Source organism: Nostocoides veronense, from assembly GCF_039531185.1.
GTDB classification, from domain to species: Bacteria; Actinomycetota; Actinomycetes; order Actinomycetales; family Dermatophilaceae; genus Nostocoides_A; species Nostocoides_A veronense.
The window spans coordinates 1-16,270 of sequence record NZ_BAAAPO010000038.1; the positions used below are offsets into that span (position 1 = coordinate 1).

Here is a 16,270-nt window from a genome sequence, read left to right on the forward strand (position 1 = left end):
CCTGCACTCGTCAACACCGACGAGCTACAGCTGGGACCAACGAGTTGCCCGCTCAAGTTCGATGAGCCTCTATGGCGGGTCGTATAACGCCTATCTCGAGGAGCGATCGATCGCGCGGCGGCGGGCGCGCGAGAGCTTCGAGGAGTATGCCGCGCGGCGCTCCTCCCTCGAGGATCGGGCTCGGCGGCAGCGGGCCTGGATGGACAAGGGCACGCGAAATGCCTTGCGCAAGAGGAACTCTGGGTCCGAAGCGGACAAGCACATCTTGGCGAAGGCGCGGGCGAGCTTGGAGAAGCAGGCGGCCAAGGCGCGCCAGACCGAGCGGATGATCGAGCGGCTCGATGTCGTCGAGGAGCCGCGCAAGGAATGGGAGCTGCAGTTCACCATCGCCTCCGCTGGCCGCTCCGGCGAGATCGTGGCGACGGCAACGCGGGCGGTCGTGCAAAGGGGCGCTTTCACGCTGGGGCCGCTGGATCTGCAGCTGAACTTCGGGGACCGGGTCGCGATCACGGGTCCGAATGGCGGGGGCAAGACGACGCTGCTCGGGTTGCTCTTGGGGCGCCTCCAGCCGGATGACGGCTCGGCGGGGTTGCGCGCATCGGTCGTCGTCGGTGAGGTGGATCAGGCTCGGGCCGCCTTCCAGAGCGGGCTGACGCTCGGGCGGGCGATGGAGGAGGAACTGCCCGACTGGTCGCAGGCGGACGTGCGCACGCTGCTGGCGAAGTTCGGGCTGCGCGCCGACCAGGTCTCGCGGGCGGCGGCCACGCTCTCCCCCGGCGAACGGACATGGGCGGCGCTGGCGCTGCTGCAGGCTCGCGGGGTGAATCTGCTGGTGCTGGACGAGCCGACCAACCACCTCGACCTGCCCGCCATCGAGCAGTTGGAGCAGGCGCTGGATGCCTTCGACGGCACGGTGCTGCTGGTCACCCACGACCGCCGGATGCTGGAAACCGTCCGCCTCACCCGCCGCTGGCAGGTAGAGGACGGCCAGGTGCGTGAGATCGAGCCGTAGGGACTACCAGCCCGCCGGCTCCTGCGGGCATTGTTCATACAACTGGTTGATATCTTTCGGATTCTTGACCGCGCCGTAGGCATACCATTCGGGCGCTCCATTGCGCCTGGCCTGATCGAGATATTCTGCCTCCGAGGGCGCCTCAACCAATGGTGGGTAGCCTTCCTTCGTCAGGCATCCCATCAGCCAGACGTTGTGAGCGTACATTCGCCGCCAACCCTCGACATCCACCGTAGGCCGGGGGTAACTCTTGAGAAAGTCAGATGTACAGGATTTCATGTCTCCCAGGAGCTTGGATTCTTGCGCCTGGGAGACCTCATAATTGATGACATTGTTTTCATCCAACTGCACATCCCACCCCTTGTCGACCAGGCATCGCGCTTGCATACGCGTTTGTAAATCGGAGTGCTGCGCCTGACTTAAGCTAGTCCCGGGCCTAGGGATTTCAGACTCCGCTTTCGAAGCCGAACTAGATTTAGCGCCCTCCCGGCACCCCGCCATGAGGAATAAGGAAACACCAAAAAGGACACAACAAGTCGTGGCCCTACTCGCTACAGGTCTCATAACCTCCACGATCCTGAAAAACGGGAACATTCATATCCCAACCTGGGGATATGCAGTAGCGCCTCCATTAGGCTAGACAGTAGGCATACGTCTCACTCATGTAAAGATAGCCGGGATCAATCTGCACAGACCACAGCGAAACGTTAGTGAACCCATAATTGGAGTAGTCGCCATGCCTGTAGTTCTTGCTCGGAAAAAACTGACCTTTGACAGTTCCAGTTGCCGTCTTCTGCGAGTGGCCTTGCTGGCCAGGCCCGCTATCACCTTTCACAACAACATCTTCACCAGTACGGCATCCTTTAGAACCACTGTCGAAGCCACCCGTCGCCTGCGCCTGACTCACACCCGAAGCCAAAAGCGCTGCCGCACACGCCGCCAAAGCGATCCCTGCTCGCTTACCGAACATACCTACCACACTTCCTATCCTGGCTCGCATCGCAGCGGTCGCCACTACTTCACGAAAGTACTCCCCTACTACCCCAGTGGCAATACTTTCAGGCGGACAAGGATGCTGGCACCTCCGGCGGCACCGATCGATCTGAATCGGCACGGGTTCTCTGCCGCTGTCATACGGGCTGCGGCTCGGGTTTGAGGGCAGCGTAGTGGGCTTGCTCGTATTCCACTGGTGGGACCATGCCGATGCCGCTGTGGAGCCGGTCGTGGTTGTACCAGTCGACCCATGCGGCGGTGGCGAATTCGACGTCTGCGAGGGTCTTGTAGGGGCCTTGGTGGAAGATCGTGGTGCGGATGCACTCGGTCTTGTAGAGCCCGTTTCCGGACTCCATCATGGCGTTGTCGAGGGCGTCGCCGACCGACCCGATCGAGGCTGCGATCTCGGCCAGTTCGAGGTGGCCGGTGAGCCGGATCGAGGTGTACTGGGAGCCGGCATCGCTGTGATGGATCAGGGTGCCCGCTCGTACCGGGTGACCATCGCGGACGCGTTGCCACAGCGCCATCCGCAGCGGGGTCATCACAAGGTCGGTGTGTTTGGACGTCGCGGCGTGCCAGGCCACGATCCGTCGCGAGAACACATCGAGGATGAACGCGACGTACACGAACCCGGCCCAGGTCCGGACGTAGGTGAAGTCGGTGACCCACACAGTGTCCGGTGCGTCAGCAGTGAAGTTGCGTCCGAGGAGGTCGTCGGCGCGGACCCCGGCACTGGCTTGTACCGTGGTCCGGACCGTCTTGGCTCGGCGGATTCCCTTGTGGCCCAACAGGTTCAGGCAGCGAGCCAGCTGTGTGTGGCTGACCTCCAGGCCTTGGCGTCGCAGGTGGACAAGCATCTTGCGTCGCCCGTACAACAACACCGGGGTCGCGGCGTCCTTGATCCCGTCTTTCCACACGTAACACGCCGCCAGGACCGCGTTCATGACGTACGCGTCGGCCACACTCCGCGCCGACGGGCGAGCTCGGCGCCAGGCCCGGTAGGTCCGCGCGGCGACCTGGCAGCCCTGCTCACGCAGGACCCGACAGACCGACTCGACCGCGTGGCCCTGGCTGCGCATGGAGTCGATGAACCCCATGATCAGCGGGTACGGGGGTCGAGTTCCCCCGCGAAGAAAGTTGTGGCCGCCGTCAGAATGGCCACGTCCTCACGCAGGCGCGCGTTCTCGCTCTTCAGCCGCTTGATCTCGGCGTGTTCCTCACTCGAGGTCCCCGAGCGCGTCCCGGCGTCGATCTCGGCCTGCAAGGCCCAGCGGCGCACGGTCTCCGTTCCTAGACGCTCCTGCTTAGCCACCGCCGCCGCAGCCGCGGTCAACGAGGTGAACTCACCCCGCCGCTCCAACACCCGGCGAACCACCCGCTCCTTCACCGCGGGATCAATCTTCTTCGGCATGACGCCATCCTTCCTGACTCAAAAGACAGCGGCATCAAACTCGTGCCGATTCAATCTGTGCATGCCGTCCGGCAGGAGCGCAGGTCGACACCGAACGCGCGTACATGAACCCGTCTAGGTCGCAACATAGGAAACGCCCGCCCCCACAGCTCGCGCTGGCCTGTGGTGCGCTGCCGAAGGTCTGATTGGCACTTCGATTGCGCTTCACACCGAGCTCGACCCACTTCCCCATGGTGGCCGGGTTCAGATCCAACAAGACCGCGACATGAGGCCCAGCACTCGCAAGTGAACTCCCCCGACCCGAGCGATCCGGTGCATCCGAACCCGCCCGCTCGGCGAAACTTCAAGTCGCACTTCCCTCGGCCCAGTCATATGCACCCAGGACGATTCACTGACTTCGTCAAGAGCTATTAGCTCTAACCTGGGACCTCCGCAGACGCGATGGGCACGACGTGAGTGGCGACACTCCTTACCGCTTTCGTGCGTATGAACCATACTTGGCCCCATGGTTCGCAGGATTTGGCTCGTGGTGGCGTTACCCGTGGCACTCCTGCTGGGGTCAGGGCTCGGTTGGGCGGGCCGCGTCCTCCTAGCTCCCCCGACAGCCCCCGCTTCGGAGGCGGCCTTCACCCTGGTGACGGTGTCGAACGACTCGGTGGGGCGCAGCTTTTCGCTCAATGCCTCGGCCTCCTGGCGGGCTGCGAGCACGACCTCCACCTCCCGTGGCCAGGATTCCGGCAGCGCCGACTCCCCGCCTCCCACCGAGGGTCACGGTGTCGTGACCCATATCTGGCTCAAGGGCGCAACGACGGTCGAGCCCGGTGACCCGCTGTATGCCGTGAACCTCGCCCCGGTCGTGGCCGCGGAGGGCGCGGTCCCGTCATTCCGTGACCTGCAGATCGGCTCCACCGGCGCCGACGTCCGGCAGGTCCAGGAGTTGCTGCGGGCCGCCGGCCACCGGACGAGCGAGGCAACCGGGGTGTATGACCGGGCCACCGCCAACGAGGTGTATGCCTGGAAGAAGGCTCACGACATCCCTCCGGATGGCGTCTTCGAAGCGGTCCGGGTCGTCTTCATCCCGAAACTGCCGGCGCGCGTCGCCCTGGTCGACGCCGTATCGGTCGGGGCACCGGCTCCAGCGGGGGCCTCAGGTGTGCGAGTCCTTCCGAACGAACCGAGCTTCAGCATCATGCTGCCGGCCGGGCAGGCGCAGCAGGTGCGCACGGGGCAACAGGTGAGCTTGTCCATCGAGGGCGCACAGTGGGAGGCCACCATCGGCGAGCTTGGCGCACCGAGCGAGGAGGGCGAGGTCAGGGCAATTCTCGCCCCAGCCAAGGGCGAAGAAACCATCTGCGCCAAGGAATGTGACCTCATCCCGCTCTCCGGCGCCAGTGGCATCGACGCGCAGATCGTCATCGTTCCGCGCGCGAGCGGACCCGTCGTGCCGACGGCCGCGCTGCGGCTGCCCGATGGCGCCCGCACCGAAGTGGTCGATGAAGCCGGCAAGGCCATCCCCGTGACGATCAAGGCCTCGGCCGGCGGACTCGCCGTCGTGGACGGCGTGGACATCGGGACGCGGGTCAAGGTGCCGCAGGAGAAGCAGTGACTCCGGCGGCGGAGACTCCCCTGCTGCACGCGCGCAATATCGGTTTCCGGTATGGCCGTCGCGAGAGCGACTACCGCTTCGACGACTGGACGGCGAGCTTCCCGCGCGGTGCCGTCACGGCGTTGACAGGGCCATCGGGATGCGGCAAGTCGACGCGACTCTATCTGCTGGCGCTCATGCTGCGCATCAGTTCCGGCAGCATCGAACTCGATGGCGAACGCGTCGACGATCTGCCCGATGGAGCGCGAGCTGCCTTGCGCGCCAATCGATTCGGCTTCATCTTCCAGGACGCCGCCCTGGATACGAGCCGCACGGTGCTCGACAATGTCGTCGAGACGGCGCTCTATCGCGGGGAACGCAAGCGCGATCTGCATACCCGGGCGCGTGAACTGCTCGATGAACTCGGCGTCGCCGTTCCCGCCGACCGCAAGCCCGGGGAAGTCTCCGGCGGGCAGGCCCAGCGCATCGCCACCTGTCGCGCCCTGATCGGTCGCCCAGATGTCATCGTCGCCGACGAGCCCACGGGCAACCTCGACCCCGCGAGCGCGCAGGTGCTCCTCGGGGCCTTGCGACGGCATACGGACCAGGGGGCCGGGGTCATCATCGTGACCCACGACCCCGGGGTCGCGGCGTGGGCCGATCACCGGATCGAGCTGAGCGCCTCATGAGCGCGCGCACCGTGATCCTCGGGCTGGTGCGCGAGGCGCTCGCTGCCATACGGACCCAGCACGCGGTCACTGCCGTGACGGTCTTGCTGCTGGCCGCGTCCAGTTTCACCGTCGTCACCACCGCCGGGCGGGCCGCGGCGAGCCAGGCCGCGGTGCTCTCGACCATCGACGCACGCGGAACCCGCACGATCCTGGTGCAGGCCAAGGGGGCCGTGGAAGGCGTCGATGAGCAATTCCTAGCAACGCTTGCGCGCGTGGCCGATGTCGAAGCGGCGACCGGCTTCGGGCCGGTCACCGATGTTACGGCGGCGGCGAATCCGGACGGGCCGCGATTGGGTGTGCGGCAGGCGTATGGCGTCATCGGCGGCCGGTTGCTGACCCAGCCGGAGCCAGGGCCGGCCGGGGTGCTGCTGTGGACCTCGCCTGCGGCCTCCCGGGTGGTCGGTCTGCCACCGGGGGCGGGCAGCGTGCGCGCCGTGGATGGCGGCGAATACCTCATCTCCCGCTCCCTCGAGGTGCCGGACTATCTGTCCGGCTTCGAGCCGCTGGCCGTCATCCCGGCAACGCCCCGCGAACCCGGAGCAGCGCCGCGCCCGGTGTCGACGGTGGTCGTCTTGACCCGGTCGCCGGAGAGCGTCGGTGTGGTCACCACGCTGATCACCCGGCTGCTGCGCGAGGCGCCACCGGACCAGCTGACGATCCAGACGTCGGAGGGGCTCGCCGCCCTGCGCAAGGCGGTGGGTGGCGAAATCACCCGCAGCTCGCGGGGTCTCATCCTCGGCGTGCTGGGCGCTGCGGCCCTGACGAGTGCGCTGACCGTCTTCGGCTACACCATGTTGCGGCGCAAGGATTTTGGGCGCCGCCGGGCGCTGGGCGCGACCCGGATGACGATCGTCCTGCTCATCGCACTGCAGGTCATGCTCACGGCGGCATTCGCCGCGGCGCTCGGGGTGGGCGTGGCGCTGGCATACCAGGCGCTGCGGCATCAACCGGTGCCGCCGGCCGGCTTCAGCGCCGCCGTCGCCATCGCGATCACGGCGCTGGCCACGCTGGCTGCCGTGCTGCCGGCGACACTCACGGCCCGCCGCGATCCCGTGCGGGAGTTGCGCGTCCCCTGATGCGGGCGGTGCGGGGGGTTGCCCCGGCTATGGGAGAGAACCTTTGTCTCGCAACGGAAGACTTCCGTTGCGAGACAAAGAAAGTGGCATTGGGCGGAAAACCTGAGACCTCAGCCGAAGGCGGTGCGGGAGGCGAGGGCTTCTTCGAGCTTGGCCTGGGCGTCGGTGATGGAGCGGCGGACGGCGGGGGTCAGGGAGCCGTCGGCCAGGGCAGCGCGGCTCAGAGCCAGCGTGTGCTCGCTCACCATCGGCAGGGGGTATGCCAGGGCGGCGACATGGCCGAGGGCGTCCTCGCCAACGCGGGGCGCGAGGGCGGGGACCTCGGTCGTCCGACTCCAAAACCACGAACCCACCCGCGCCTACATCGAACGACGCACCACCGAAGGCCTCTCCCAACTCGACATCATCCGCTGCCTCAAGCGCTACCTCACCCGCGAACTCCTCCCCCTCATCAAAGCCGCCCTCACCACCCCCACACCCCTCCAAACAGCCGCTTGACATCAATAGGAGCATCCCAGGGCGGGAAACCCTTCCTTTGTGTCAGATTCCTTCGGCACAAAGGAAGGGTTTCTCTCCCAGACGGCTCGCTAGGCTCGGCCGTATGACGCTTAAGATCGGCTACAAGGCTTCGGCGGAGCAGTTTGGACCAGGCGAGCTCGCGGCATACGCCCAACTCGCGGAGCAGGTCGGGCTCGACTCGGTGACCGTCTCGGATCACTACCAGCCCTGGCGACTCACCGGGGGGCACGCCCCCAATGCGCTGGCGTGGATGGCGTATGTCGCCGCCCGCACCGAGCGCGTCGTCCTCGGCACCTCGGTGCTGACCCCGACTTTCCGCTACAACCCAGCCGTCATCGCGCAAGAGTTCGCGACGATGGCCTGCCTCGCGCCGGGCCGCATCTTCCTCGGCGTCGGCAGCGGCGAGGCCCTCAATGAGATCGCTGTCGGATCGGTGCAGGAGTGGCCGGAGTTCAAGGAGCGCTTCGCCCGGCTGCGCGAGGCGGTGGTGCTGATGCGGAAGCTGTGGACCGAGGACGAGGTGACCTTCGACGGCGACTACTACACGACCAAGGACGCCCGGATCTTCGACCGGCCCGAGCAGCCGGTGCCCGTCTTCATCGCCGCCGGTGGTCCGATGGTGGCGCGGTATGCCGGTCGCGCCGGCGACGGCTTCATCTGCACCTCCGGCAAAGGCCGGGAGTTGTATGCAGACGACCTGATCCCCGCCGTCGCCGAGGGCCGCGAGAAGGCCGGTCGGGCCGGTGAGCCGATCGAGCGGATGATCGAGATCAAGATCTCGTGGGATCCGGACCCCGAGCAGGCGCTGGAGAACACTCGCTTTTGGGCGCCGCTGTCGTTGACGGCCGAGCAGAAGCATTCCATCCACTCACCTGCTGAAATGGAGCGCGCCGCCGACGAACTCCCGATCGAGCAGGTCGCCAAGCGCTGGATCGTCGCCTCCGACCCGGCCGAGGCCGTGGAGCAGGTGAAGTTCTATACCGATCTCGGCTTTGACCACCTCGTCCTGCACGGCCCCGGCCACGACCAGGAGCGCTTCCTGCGCACCCTCGCCGAGCAAGTCCTCCCCGGCCTGCGCGAGCTGAGCCCGGCCGTCTGACCTGACCCGCGCCCGCCCCGCCCCCGCCCGAGCCCCCTGCCGAGCGGGGCTTCTGAACGCGAGCGGGGTTTGTGCCGAGCGGAGCGGGGTCTCTGAACGCGAGCGGCCCTATAGCCCCGCTCGCGTTCACAAGGGCCGCTCCGCTCGGCAGAAACCCCGCTCGGCTCGCCGCGCACCAGAAGAAAAGTCGGGTGAGGAGCCGGGCCTCGGGTGGCAAGATGCTGCGGTGCCCGAACGACATACAGCCCCCTTCGTCGCGGCCGGCCCCGTCATCTCGGCCCGCGGCCTGTCCAAGGTCTATGGCGAGTTGCGGGCCGTCGACGGGATCGACTTCGATATCGCCCCGGGGGAGTCCTTCGGGCTGCTCGGCCCAAACGGGGCCGGCAAGTCGACCACGATGCGGATGCTCGGCGGCACCCTCGGGCGCACGGGCGGGGAACTCACGGTCGCCGGCCTCGACCCCGAGCAAGAGGGGCCGACGGTCCGCGCCCACCTCGGCGTCGTCCCGCAGCAGGACAATCTCGACGACGAGCTCTCCGTGCGCGACAACCTCTACATCTACGGTCGCTACTTCGGCCTGCCCCGCGGCTACCTCAAGGACAAGATCCCGCAATTGCTGGAGTTCGCCCAGCTCACCGACAAGGCCAAGTCCAAGGTCGACGACCTCTCCGGCGGGATGAAGCGGCGCCTGACCATCGCCCGCTCCCTCATCAACGAGCCCAGCGTCCTGCTCCTCGACGAGCCGACCACCGGGCTCGACCCGCAGGCACGGCATACGTTGTGGGACAAGCTTTTTCGACTCAAAGAGGTCGGCGTGACGCTCGTCGTCACCACCCACTTCATGGACGAGGCGGAGCAATTGTGCGACCGGCTCATCGTCGTCGATCACGGCCGTATCAAGGCCGAAGGCAGCCCGCGCGGCCTCATCGCCGAGCACTCCACCCGCGAAGTGGTCGAGGTGCGCTTCGGCGCCGATCGCAATGCCGAACTCGCCCCGCGCATCCGTGACCTCGCCGAGCGCATCGAGGTGCTGCCGGACCGGCTGCTGCTCTACAGCGACCACGGCGAGACCGTCCTCGAAGCTCTCGCCGCGCGCGATCTGCACCCGGTCACCTCGTTGGTGCGCCGCTCCTCCCTTGAGGACGTCTTCTTGCGTTTGACGGGTCGGTCCCTCGTTGACTGAGCTCGCCGACCTCCACCGCCTGGCCCGCTCGGGCACCGCGCCCAGCCCGCAGGACCTCGCCCACCGAGTGCGCCGCCGCGGCATCCTGCTGTATGTCGAGACCTGGCTGATCGCCTCCAAAACCTGGGCGGCATCGCTGGCGATCGTCGGCATCGTCGAGCCGATCGCCTATCTCGTCGCCCTCGGATGGGGCCTCGGCACGCTCGTCGACGACGGCGGCCGCTCGCCAGGCGGTGTCCCCTACCTGATGTATGTCGGCCCGGGCCTCATCGTCGCCACCGCCGTCATGGCAGCGCACCAGGAGTCGACCTATCCGATCATGGCGGGCTTCAAATGGCGCCGCCTCTTCCACGGCCCACGCGCCACTCCGCTGACCCCGACGCAGATCGGCCTCGGCCAGATCGGCGGCACGCTGATGCGGTTGCTCGGCCAGACCAGCCTGTTCTGGCTGGTGCTGGTCGCCTTTGGTGCCACCCGCAGTGCCTGGTCGGTCCTGATCGTTCCCATTGCCGCGCTCGCCGGGCTGGCCTTCGGGGCGTGCGTGACGGCATACGCCGCGGGCCTAGAAAACGAAGGCCATCAATTCGCCTCACTCCAGCGCTTCGTCGTCATGCCGATGTTCCTCTTCGCCGGCACCTTCTTTCCGCTCAGCGAACTGCCGGGTTATCTGCACTGGATCGGCTGGCTCTCGCCGATCTGGCATGGCACCGAGCTCGCCCGCGCCGCGAGCTATGGCGCGCACCTCGCCCCCTCGTCGGTCGCCCTGCACCTCTCCGTGCTGCTGGCGTATGCCGCCCTCGGGCTGGTCGTCAGCGCCCGCCGCTTCGAACGCAGGCTGACCCGATGAGCGCTCCGAGTCGGCGGGCCGGCGTCAGCGGCCTGCGCGGGACCGGTTCGGCGCCGGTGCTCGAACGCGGACTGATTGTCTACAAACGCAACTGGATCGTCGTGATCTCCGGCTTCTTTGAGCCGCTGCTCTACCTGCTCGCCATGGGCTACGGCCTCGGCGGCCTGGTCGGGCAGGTCCCCGGCCCCGGCGGCGCCCCGATCGACTATCCCGCCTATATCGCGCCCGCCCTCCTGGCCACCTCCGCGATGAATGGCGCGATCTTCGACTCGACCTGGAATGTCTTCTTCAAGCTGCGCTTCGCGCGGCTGTATGAAGCAATGCTGCAGACCTCCCTCGGCCCCGTCGATGTCGCCCTGGGCGAAATCCTGATGGCGCTGCTGCGGGGGCTGCTGTACGCCGTGGGGTTCATGGGCGTTGTCGCCGCACTGGGGCTCGTGACGTCCTGGTGGGCGCTGGCGATGATTCCGGTTGCCCTGCTCATCGCTTTCGGTTTCGCGGCGCTGGGCATGGCGGCGACATCTTTCGCCAAGAGCTTCCAGCACATGGATGTCATCACCTTCGTGCTGCTGCCGATGTTCCTGTTTTCCTCCACGCTCTATCCGGTCAGCGTCTTTCCTGAGGTCATCCAGTGGATCGTCAAGGCGCTCCCGCTGTGGCATGGCATTGAGTTGATGCGCCAACTCGCCGTCGGCCACCTGAGCTGGGTCAGCCTCGGTCACGCGGCCTATTTCGTCGCCATGGCCCTCCTGGGCATCGCCATGACCGCCCGCCGCCTGCGCGCGCTCTTCCTGCGCTGAGCGCCGACTCTGCCGTCACCCTGGGCCGCAGTCAACGTCACCACCGACAACAGCGCCGCCACCGTCGGCCGTACGAGCTGCGCCTCAATCGGCTCTCAGCCGCTGCAGCCGAGCACCGAGCAAACCGACGCGGGCGGCATTGCCCGGCAACTCGACATACCGCTGCCCGAAGCGCGCGAGCAGCGCATCGTCCAGCCGGCGGACGGCGGCGGCGGGGAAGCGATAGCCAAGCTGGCCCGATAGCGCGCCCTCATCGACCTCGGCCAAGACCGCAGCGAGATCGGGCAGCCGGGTGATGCCGAGTTCGGCGATCAGCCCGGCCATCCAGACATAGTGATCCTCGCGGGACCATCCAGCATCGCGATAGTGCCCGGCGAGGAAGGCCGCCAGGTCGCGCCCGGTCAGCGTGCCCACCTCGGTCGACTCCGCGATCTCGACGTCCTGCTGCAATTGCTCCTGGATGGCGCTGAACTGCTCGTCGGCCAGCTCCAGCAGCCCCGCGGTCAGCGTGAAGCGCCGGTCGAGATCGCGCGCGTGCGCCGCCGGGATGCTGCCCTTGTAGCGGATGGCGTGTTCATACTCAGCCCAGGCATGCTGCAAGACCGTCCGCACCTGAACCTGCGCCTGCCGACCCGCGAGCAGCGACCGCAACTCGGCGTCCGGATCGTCGTCGGGCAGGGCGACTTGTAGGTGGCGGCTGGCATACCCGAAGCGCCCCTCACGAGCGGTCTCCCGACCCATATCCCGATCGTCGAGGAGCACCAGCTCGTCGGCGAGCAACTCAGCGACAGCGGCCACATCGCTGCGCAGATAGGTGATCACCCGCACGCCGATCTGGTCGGTGATCCCCGTCAGCGGCTCGGCATACAGCGGCGCGCCGTCCTTGCTGCGCGCGGCCTTCTCCGCGAAGGACTCGATGCTCTTGGCCCGCCCCGTCACCGAGAGATAGTTGATGCCCGCCTCGTCGAGGATGCCGCGCACGAAGTCGAGGTATGCCGCCGCCGCCCGCTGCAGATCGGCATACCCATCGCGGTAGTCCCGCACCGCCGCATCGACGATCCGGTCCCGCCCGGGGGTGCGTGCCGGACGCGGCCCCGGCAGATGATCCGCCGGCAGGGTCGGCGTGAGGATCTGCCCGCTCTCGGGCTCGCCATAGGCCGTCAGCCGCTCCGGCGCCACCGCCGCCAGGCGCGCGAGATAGGCGCAGAGCACCGCATCGACCAGATCCTCGCCGCGGCGCAAATCGGCCTTCGTGCCCGCCGCAGCGATCGATCGCACGAGGTCACGCCACACCGGCACGTCGAGGTCCACCCGCGGTGATGCCCCGGAGAGGGATTCCAATAGTTGGGTTAGTCGCAGCAGCTCGCCGCGCATCGCCACCAGCGAGCGTCCCGGCTTGTTCTTGTATTTCAGGGTCCGGCCGAGCCGGAAGAGCGAGATGCACGCCGCGTGCGGATAGACCTCGATCGCCCGTCGAGGCAGTGAGAGATCGGTCGACACCACCAGCCCCAGCGCCTCGGAAAGCCGAGCCGCGCGCGACTGCTGGCCCGCGAACTCGGGACGCGCGGTGTTCGTCGGGTGAGCACCGGCATCGAAACGCGCGAAGTCGGCGCTTAGCGCCCGCTCGGCCGGCCGGGCGCCCGAGGCATTGGTGACCACGAGCGGCGCATCGATGGCCACGACGCAGGGGCCCTCGGCATACGGCTCGAGCACGGCGAGGATCTCGACATCGTCGATGGCACCCGCGAGCGCGACCAGCGTGCCGCCCTCATCGAGGACGGCGATGCCGGTCTGGGCGCGTTCGCCCCAGGCGAGATCGATGCCGATGCTGTGCACGGGCATACCCTCCCACGGGCCACCGACAACCCCCGGTGAGCGGGCTCACCCCACCTGCTGGGACGGGAAGTTGACCGCGCGTCTACTACCAAAGGATTCTTGTCCGCATGACACCGACGGGCCAGGTCCCCATGACCACCGCCGACCACTTCCTGCATCGCAGCGAGGGCAACCCGCGCCTGCGCTCTTCCTATATGAGCGTCGAGATTCTGGACCGCGTCCCCGACTGGGAGCGCTTCCTGCAGGTCTTCGAATCGGCCTCGCGCGAGGTAGCGCGGCTGCGGCAGCGAGTCGTCTCGCCGACCGCGCCGACGACCGCCCCGCGCTGGGTGATCGATGCGGACTTCGACCTGCGCTATCACGTGCGCCGCGTCCGGCTGCCCGGCTCGGGATCGCACCGCGAACTGCTCGACTTCGCCGAGCAGTTGTCGATGACGCCCTTGGAGCTGACCCGGCCGCTGTGGCGGGTCACCCTCGTCGAGGGGCTCGACGGCGGTGCCGCGGCGATGCTGGTCCAGATGTCCCACGCGGTCAGCGATGGCATGGGCGGGATCGAGCTGTTCGGCGCCCTCTATGACCTGACCCGCGACGGCCGCGAACGCCCGGTCGTCGAATTGCCGGTCCCGCACGATCTGGAGCCGCGCGATCTGACCATCCAGGGCGTCAAGGAAGCGCCCGGCCGGGCCCTCGGGTTCGCCAAGTCGGTGCTGGGTCTGGGGATCAAGGTCGCCAGTGATCCGGTCGGGAGCGTCACCGGCGCCGCCGGGTATGCCGCCTCGCTGCGCCGGGTCTTGGGCGCGGTCGGCGAGGCCGCCCCATCGCCACTGCTCGCGGGCCGCGGCCTGCGCCGTCGCGCCATCACCCTCGAGATCGACCTGCCGACTCTCAAAGCCGCCGGCAAGGCCCTCGGCGGGTCGGTCAATGACGCCTATCTCGCCGCGATGACCGGCGGGCTGCGCCGCTACCACGAGGGCCTGGGTGTGCCGGTCGCTCACCTCCCACTGGCCATCCCGGTCAGCCTGCGTAGCGAGGGCGACACTGCTGGCGGCAATCAGTGGACCGGCCTGATCCTCCCGGCCCCGGTTGGGGAGGCCGATCCCGCGGCGCGCATCCACGCCATCCGCGAACTCGTGCAGACCCGCCGTGCCGAGCCCGCCCTAGACGTCATGGGCGTCGTCTCGACGGTCACCTCGGTGCTTCCTGATCTCATCGTGGACCCGCTGCTCGGCGTCGTCCCGCCGGCGGATGTCCAGTGCAGCAATGTCATGTCGTATCCCGGGCCGACCTTTATCGCGGGTGCGCAGATCGTCGCGCAGTACGGCCTCGGACCGGTCCCTGGCGTCGGGATGATGGCGGTGATGATCACCCGCCTCGGCCGGGCGTTCATCGGAGTTCGTTATGACACAGCGTCTTTCACCGACGACGAGTTGTTGGAGCGCTCGCTGACCGAGGGTTTCGACGAGGTCTTCGCCGCCGCCGGTGTCACCCGGCCGTTGGCCGGGTCGCGACCCGCGGCCAAGAAGGCCGCCGTCCGCCTCGCCCCTGCCGGCCGCGCCCCCGCCCGCAAGTCGGCAGCCGCCACGGCTGCTCCTAGCAAGGCCGCTCCCAGCAAGGCCGCGACGAGCTCAGCCTCGACGAAGCGGGCCGCGACGACGAAGTCGGGGACGAACAAGACGGGCACCACCAAGGCCGCGAAGACCAGCGCCGCGAAGAAGTCCGTGAGGAAGGCCCGATGAGCCCCGCACCCCGCATACCCGGGACCGTGGCGGAAGTCCTCGGCTCGCCCGAGGGCCCGGAGGTCTGCGCCTTTTTCGATGTCGACGGCACCCTGGTGGCCGGCTTCACGGTGAACATCTACACCAAGGAGGGCCTGCGCAATCGCGATATCGGGGTCCTCGACATGCTGCGGATGCTCAGCCTGTCGTTGAGCTATCAGGTCGGCGCCTCGCCATTCGAGGATGTCGTGCAAGAAGCCTCGGGCGTCTTCAAGGGGCGAACCCTCGAGGAACTGCACGAGCTCGGCGGTCAGGTCTTCGACAAGAAGGTCGCCGACCTGCTCTACACCGAGACGCGCGCCATGGTCCGTGCCCACCAAGAGCGTGGCCACCGGGTGGTCCTGTGCTCGTCGGCGACGAGTATGCAGGTCCAGCCGGTCGCCGACCATCTCGGCGTTGACGAGGTGGTCTGCAACCAGTTCGAGGTGGGCGAGGACGGTCTACTCACCGGGCGCCTCGTGGAGCCGGTGATTTGGGGCGAGGGCAAGGCAACTGCTGCGCAGCGATATGCCCGCACCCACGGCATCGACCTCTCGCGCGCCTATTTCTACGCCGACGGTGACGAGGATGTCGCCCTGATGCACATGGTCGGCAACCCCCGCCCCACCAATCCGGGACCCGGCCTGACGAAGGTTGCGAAGCGTCGCGGGTGGCCGATCACTCGGCATACCAGCCGCGGCATCGACGGCCGAGAGTCGTTGGTGCGCAACATCATCGGCGCTTCTACGCTCGGGCCGATCACCGCTGGGGCAGCCGCTTTCGGGCTGCTGACGCGCAACAAGCGCAAGGGCCTCAATGTCATCACCGGTCTGTGGCCGAGGTTGCTCATCGAAGCCCAGGGCGTCCGGCTCAAGGTAGTCGGAGAGGCAAATGCTGCGGCTCGCCCGGCGGTCTTCATCTTCAACCACCGCACCGCGATGGACACCTTCATCGTGGCCGCGGTGGTCAAGACCGACTTCACCGGGGTCGCCAAGGCGGAGCTGAAGAAGAACCCGCTCTTCGCGACGATTGGCCGGGCGATGGATATCGCCTTCGTCGATCGCGGCAACACCGAGTCCGCCGTGGCGACGATGCAAGATGTCGAGCGGCTCACCGAGAAGGGCGTCTCGATTGTCGTCTCGCCGGAGGGTCACCGCTATGACACGCAAGAGGTTGGGCCGTTCAAGAAGGGCGCCTTCCGGATGGCGAAATCCGCTGGGGTGCCAGTCATTCCGATCGTGCTGCGCAATGCCGATGAGGTCGCGGCCCGCGACTCGATGACGGTCAATCCGGGCACGGTCGACGTCGCGATCTTGCCGCCGATCTCCCTGGACGACTGGGAGTTGGACGACTTCACCGAGCGCATCGAGCAGGTGCGCCAGCAGTTCATCGACACCCTGCGTGATTGGCCGACCGAAGGATGA

The 16,270-nt window shown here is 67.4% G+C and carries 15 protein-coding genes; 10 read left to right on the forward strand and 5 right to left on the reverse strand.

All coding sequences use genetic code 11. The features are described 5' to 3' along the window. A partial coding sequence (locus ABD225_RS12085; protein WP_344085531.1) for an ATP-binding cassette domain-containing protein occupies nt 1–1,012 on the forward strand: 1,012 nt, incomplete at its 5' end. 3 nt (nt 1,013–1,015) lie between these two features. Here the strand turns inward: ABD225_RS12085 and ABD225_RS12090 are convergent. The 3 genes from ABD225_RS12090 to ABD225_RS12100 form a co-directional block, all read right to left on the reverse strand. Continuing rightward, a complete protein-coding gene (locus ABD225_RS12090; protein WP_344085534.1) occupies nt 1,016–1,363 on the reverse strand; it encodes a hypothetical protein in 348 nt (115 codons plus the stop codon). A gap of 280 nt (nt 1,364–1,643) precedes the next feature. Beyond that, the gene (locus tag ABD225_RS12095) at nt 1,644–1,991 is read right to left on the reverse strand and encodes a hypothetical protein (RefSeq protein ID WP_344085537.1); all 348 of its coding nucleotides are present in this window, start codon (nt 1,989–1,991) and stop codon (nt 1,644–1,646) included. A 151-nt stretch (nt 1,992–2,142) separates the two neighbouring features. Further along, a protein-coding gene (locus ABD225_RS12100; protein WP_344085540.1) for an IS3 family transposase occupies nt 2,143–3,416 on the reverse strand; the annotation gives its coding sequence in 2 pieces (ribosomal slippage) (nt 2,143–3,143 and nt 3,143–3,416; 1,275 coding nt in all). Between the two features lie 505 nt (nt 3,417–3,921). On the opposite strand from ABD225_RS12100, the gene ABD225_RS12105 reads away from it, so the two are divergent. Genes ABD225_RS12105 through ABD225_RS12115 form a run of 3 tightly spaced genes read left to right on the forward strand, consistent with a single transcriptional unit; the run spans nt 3,922 to nt 6,808 of the window. After that, nucleotides 3,922–5,022: a peptidoglycan-binding protein gene (locus tag ABD225_RS12105; RefSeq protein ID WP_344085543.1), complete on the forward strand. Its 1,101-nt coding sequence runs from the start codon at nt 3,922–3,924 to the stop codon at nt 5,020–5,022. Further along, nucleotides 5,019–5,690 (forward strand): ABC transporter ATP-binding protein, encoded by a 672-nt coding sequence (locus ABD225_RS12110; protein WP_344085548.1) that lies wholly within the window; start codon nt 5,019–5,021, stop codon nt 5,688–5,690. Before ABD225_RS12105 ends, ABD225_RS12110 begins: the two co-directional genes overlap by 4 nt. Beyond that, a complete protein-coding gene (locus ABD225_RS12115; RefSeq protein ID WP_344085551.1) occupies nt 5,687–6,808 on the forward strand; it encodes an ABC transporter permease in 1,122 nt (373 codons plus the stop codon). The genes ABD225_RS12110 and ABD225_RS12115 overlap by 4 nt, the downstream gene beginning before the upstream one ends. 110 nt (nt 6,809–6,918) lie before the next feature. Here ABD225_RS12115 and ABD225_RS12120 read toward each other — a convergent pair whose 3' ends face one another. Further along, complete coding sequence (locus ABD225_RS12120) at nt 6,919–7,161, reverse strand: hypothetical protein (RefSeq protein WP_344085554.1); 243 nt, start codon at nt 7,159–7,161, stop codon at nt 6,919–6,921. Nucleotides 7,162–7,409: 248 nt separating this feature from the next. Here ABD225_RS12120 and fgd point away from each other — a divergent pair, with 248 nt between their 5' ends. The 4 genes from fgd (at nt 7,410) to ABD225_RS12140 (ending at nt 11,256) form a co-directional block, all read left to right on the forward strand. Further along, nucleotides 7,410–8,426, forward strand: a complete 1,017-nt coding sequence (fgd, locus tag ABD225_RS12125) for a glucose-6-phosphate dehydrogenase (coenzyme-F420) (RefSeq protein ID WP_344085557.1) — start codon at nt 7,410–7,412, stop codon at nt 8,424–8,426. 226 nt (nt 8,427–8,652) lie between these two features. Continuing rightward, nucleotides 8,653–9,609 (forward strand): ATP-binding cassette domain-containing protein, encoded by a 957-nt coding sequence (locus ABD225_RS12130; protein WP_344085560.1) that lies wholly within the window; start codon nt 8,653–8,655, stop codon nt 9,607–9,609. Further along, nucleotides 9,602–10,456, forward strand: coding sequence for an ABC transporter permease (locus ABD225_RS12135; RefSeq protein ID WP_344085563.1), 855 nt, complete (start codon nt 9,602–9,604; stop codon nt 10,454–10,456). Before ABD225_RS12130 ends, ABD225_RS12135 begins: the two co-directional genes overlap by 8 nt. After that, nucleotides 10,453–11,256 (forward strand): ABC transporter permease, encoded by an 804-nt coding sequence (locus tag ABD225_RS12140; protein ID WP_344085567.1) that lies wholly within the window; start codon nt 10,453–10,455, stop codon nt 11,254–11,256. The genes ABD225_RS12135 and ABD225_RS12140 overlap by 4 nt, the downstream gene beginning before the upstream one ends. A gap of 84 nt (nt 11,257–11,340) precedes the next feature. Here ABD225_RS12140 and ABD225_RS12145 read toward each other — a convergent pair whose 3' ends face one another. Beyond that, nucleotides 11,341–13,092, reverse strand: a complete 1,752-nt coding sequence (locus ABD225_RS12145; protein ID WP_344085570.1) for a DUF429 domain-containing protein — start codon at nt 13,090–13,092, stop codon at nt 11,341–11,343. Nucleotides 13,093–13,199: 107 nt separating this feature from the next. Between ABD225_RS12145 and ABD225_RS12150 the strand changes: the two genes are divergently transcribed. Both ABD225_RS12150 and ABD225_RS12155 read left to right on the forward strand, forming a co-directional pair. Continuing rightward, nucleotides 13,200–14,828: a wax ester/triacylglycerol synthase domain-containing protein gene (locus ABD225_RS12150; protein WP_344085573.1), complete on the forward strand. Its 1,629-nt coding sequence runs from the start codon at nt 13,200–13,202 to the stop codon at nt 14,826–14,828. Continuing rightward, the gene (locus tag ABD225_RS12155) at nt 14,825–16,270 is read left to right on the forward strand and encodes an HAD-IB family hydrolase (RefSeq protein ID WP_344085576.1); all 1,446 of its coding nucleotides are present in this window, start codon (nt 14,825–14,827) and stop codon (nt 16,268–16,270) included. Before ABD225_RS12150 ends, ABD225_RS12155 begins: the two co-directional genes overlap by 4 nt.

What these genes read in the sequence shown, in the direction of transcription:
- ABD225_RS12105 (WP_344085543.1), top strand. Translation starts at nt 3,922, where the DNA reads ATGGTTCGCAGGATTTGGCTCGTGGTGGCGTTACCCGTGGCACTCCTG.
- ABD225_RS12150 (WP_344085573.1), top strand. Translation starts at nt 13,200, where the DNA reads ATGACACCGACGGGCCAGGTCCCCATGACCACCGCCGACCACTTCCTG.
- fgd (WP_344085557.1), top strand. Translation starts at nt 7,410, where the DNA reads ATGACGCTTAAGATCGGCTACAAGGCTTCGGCGGAGCAGTTTGGACCA.
- ABD225_RS12115 (WP_344085551.1), top strand. Translation starts at nt 5,687, where the DNA reads ATGAGCGCGCGCACCGTGATCCTCGGGCTGGTGCGCGAGGCGCTCGCT.
- ABD225_RS12140 (WP_344085567.1), top strand. Translation starts at nt 10,453, where the DNA reads ATGAGCGCTCCGAGTCGGCGGGCCGGCGTCAGCGGCCTGCGCGGGACC.
- ABD225_RS12155 (WP_344085576.1), top strand. Translation starts at nt 14,825, where the DNA reads ATGAGCCCCGCACCCCGCATACCCGGGACCGTGGCGGAAGTCCTCGGC.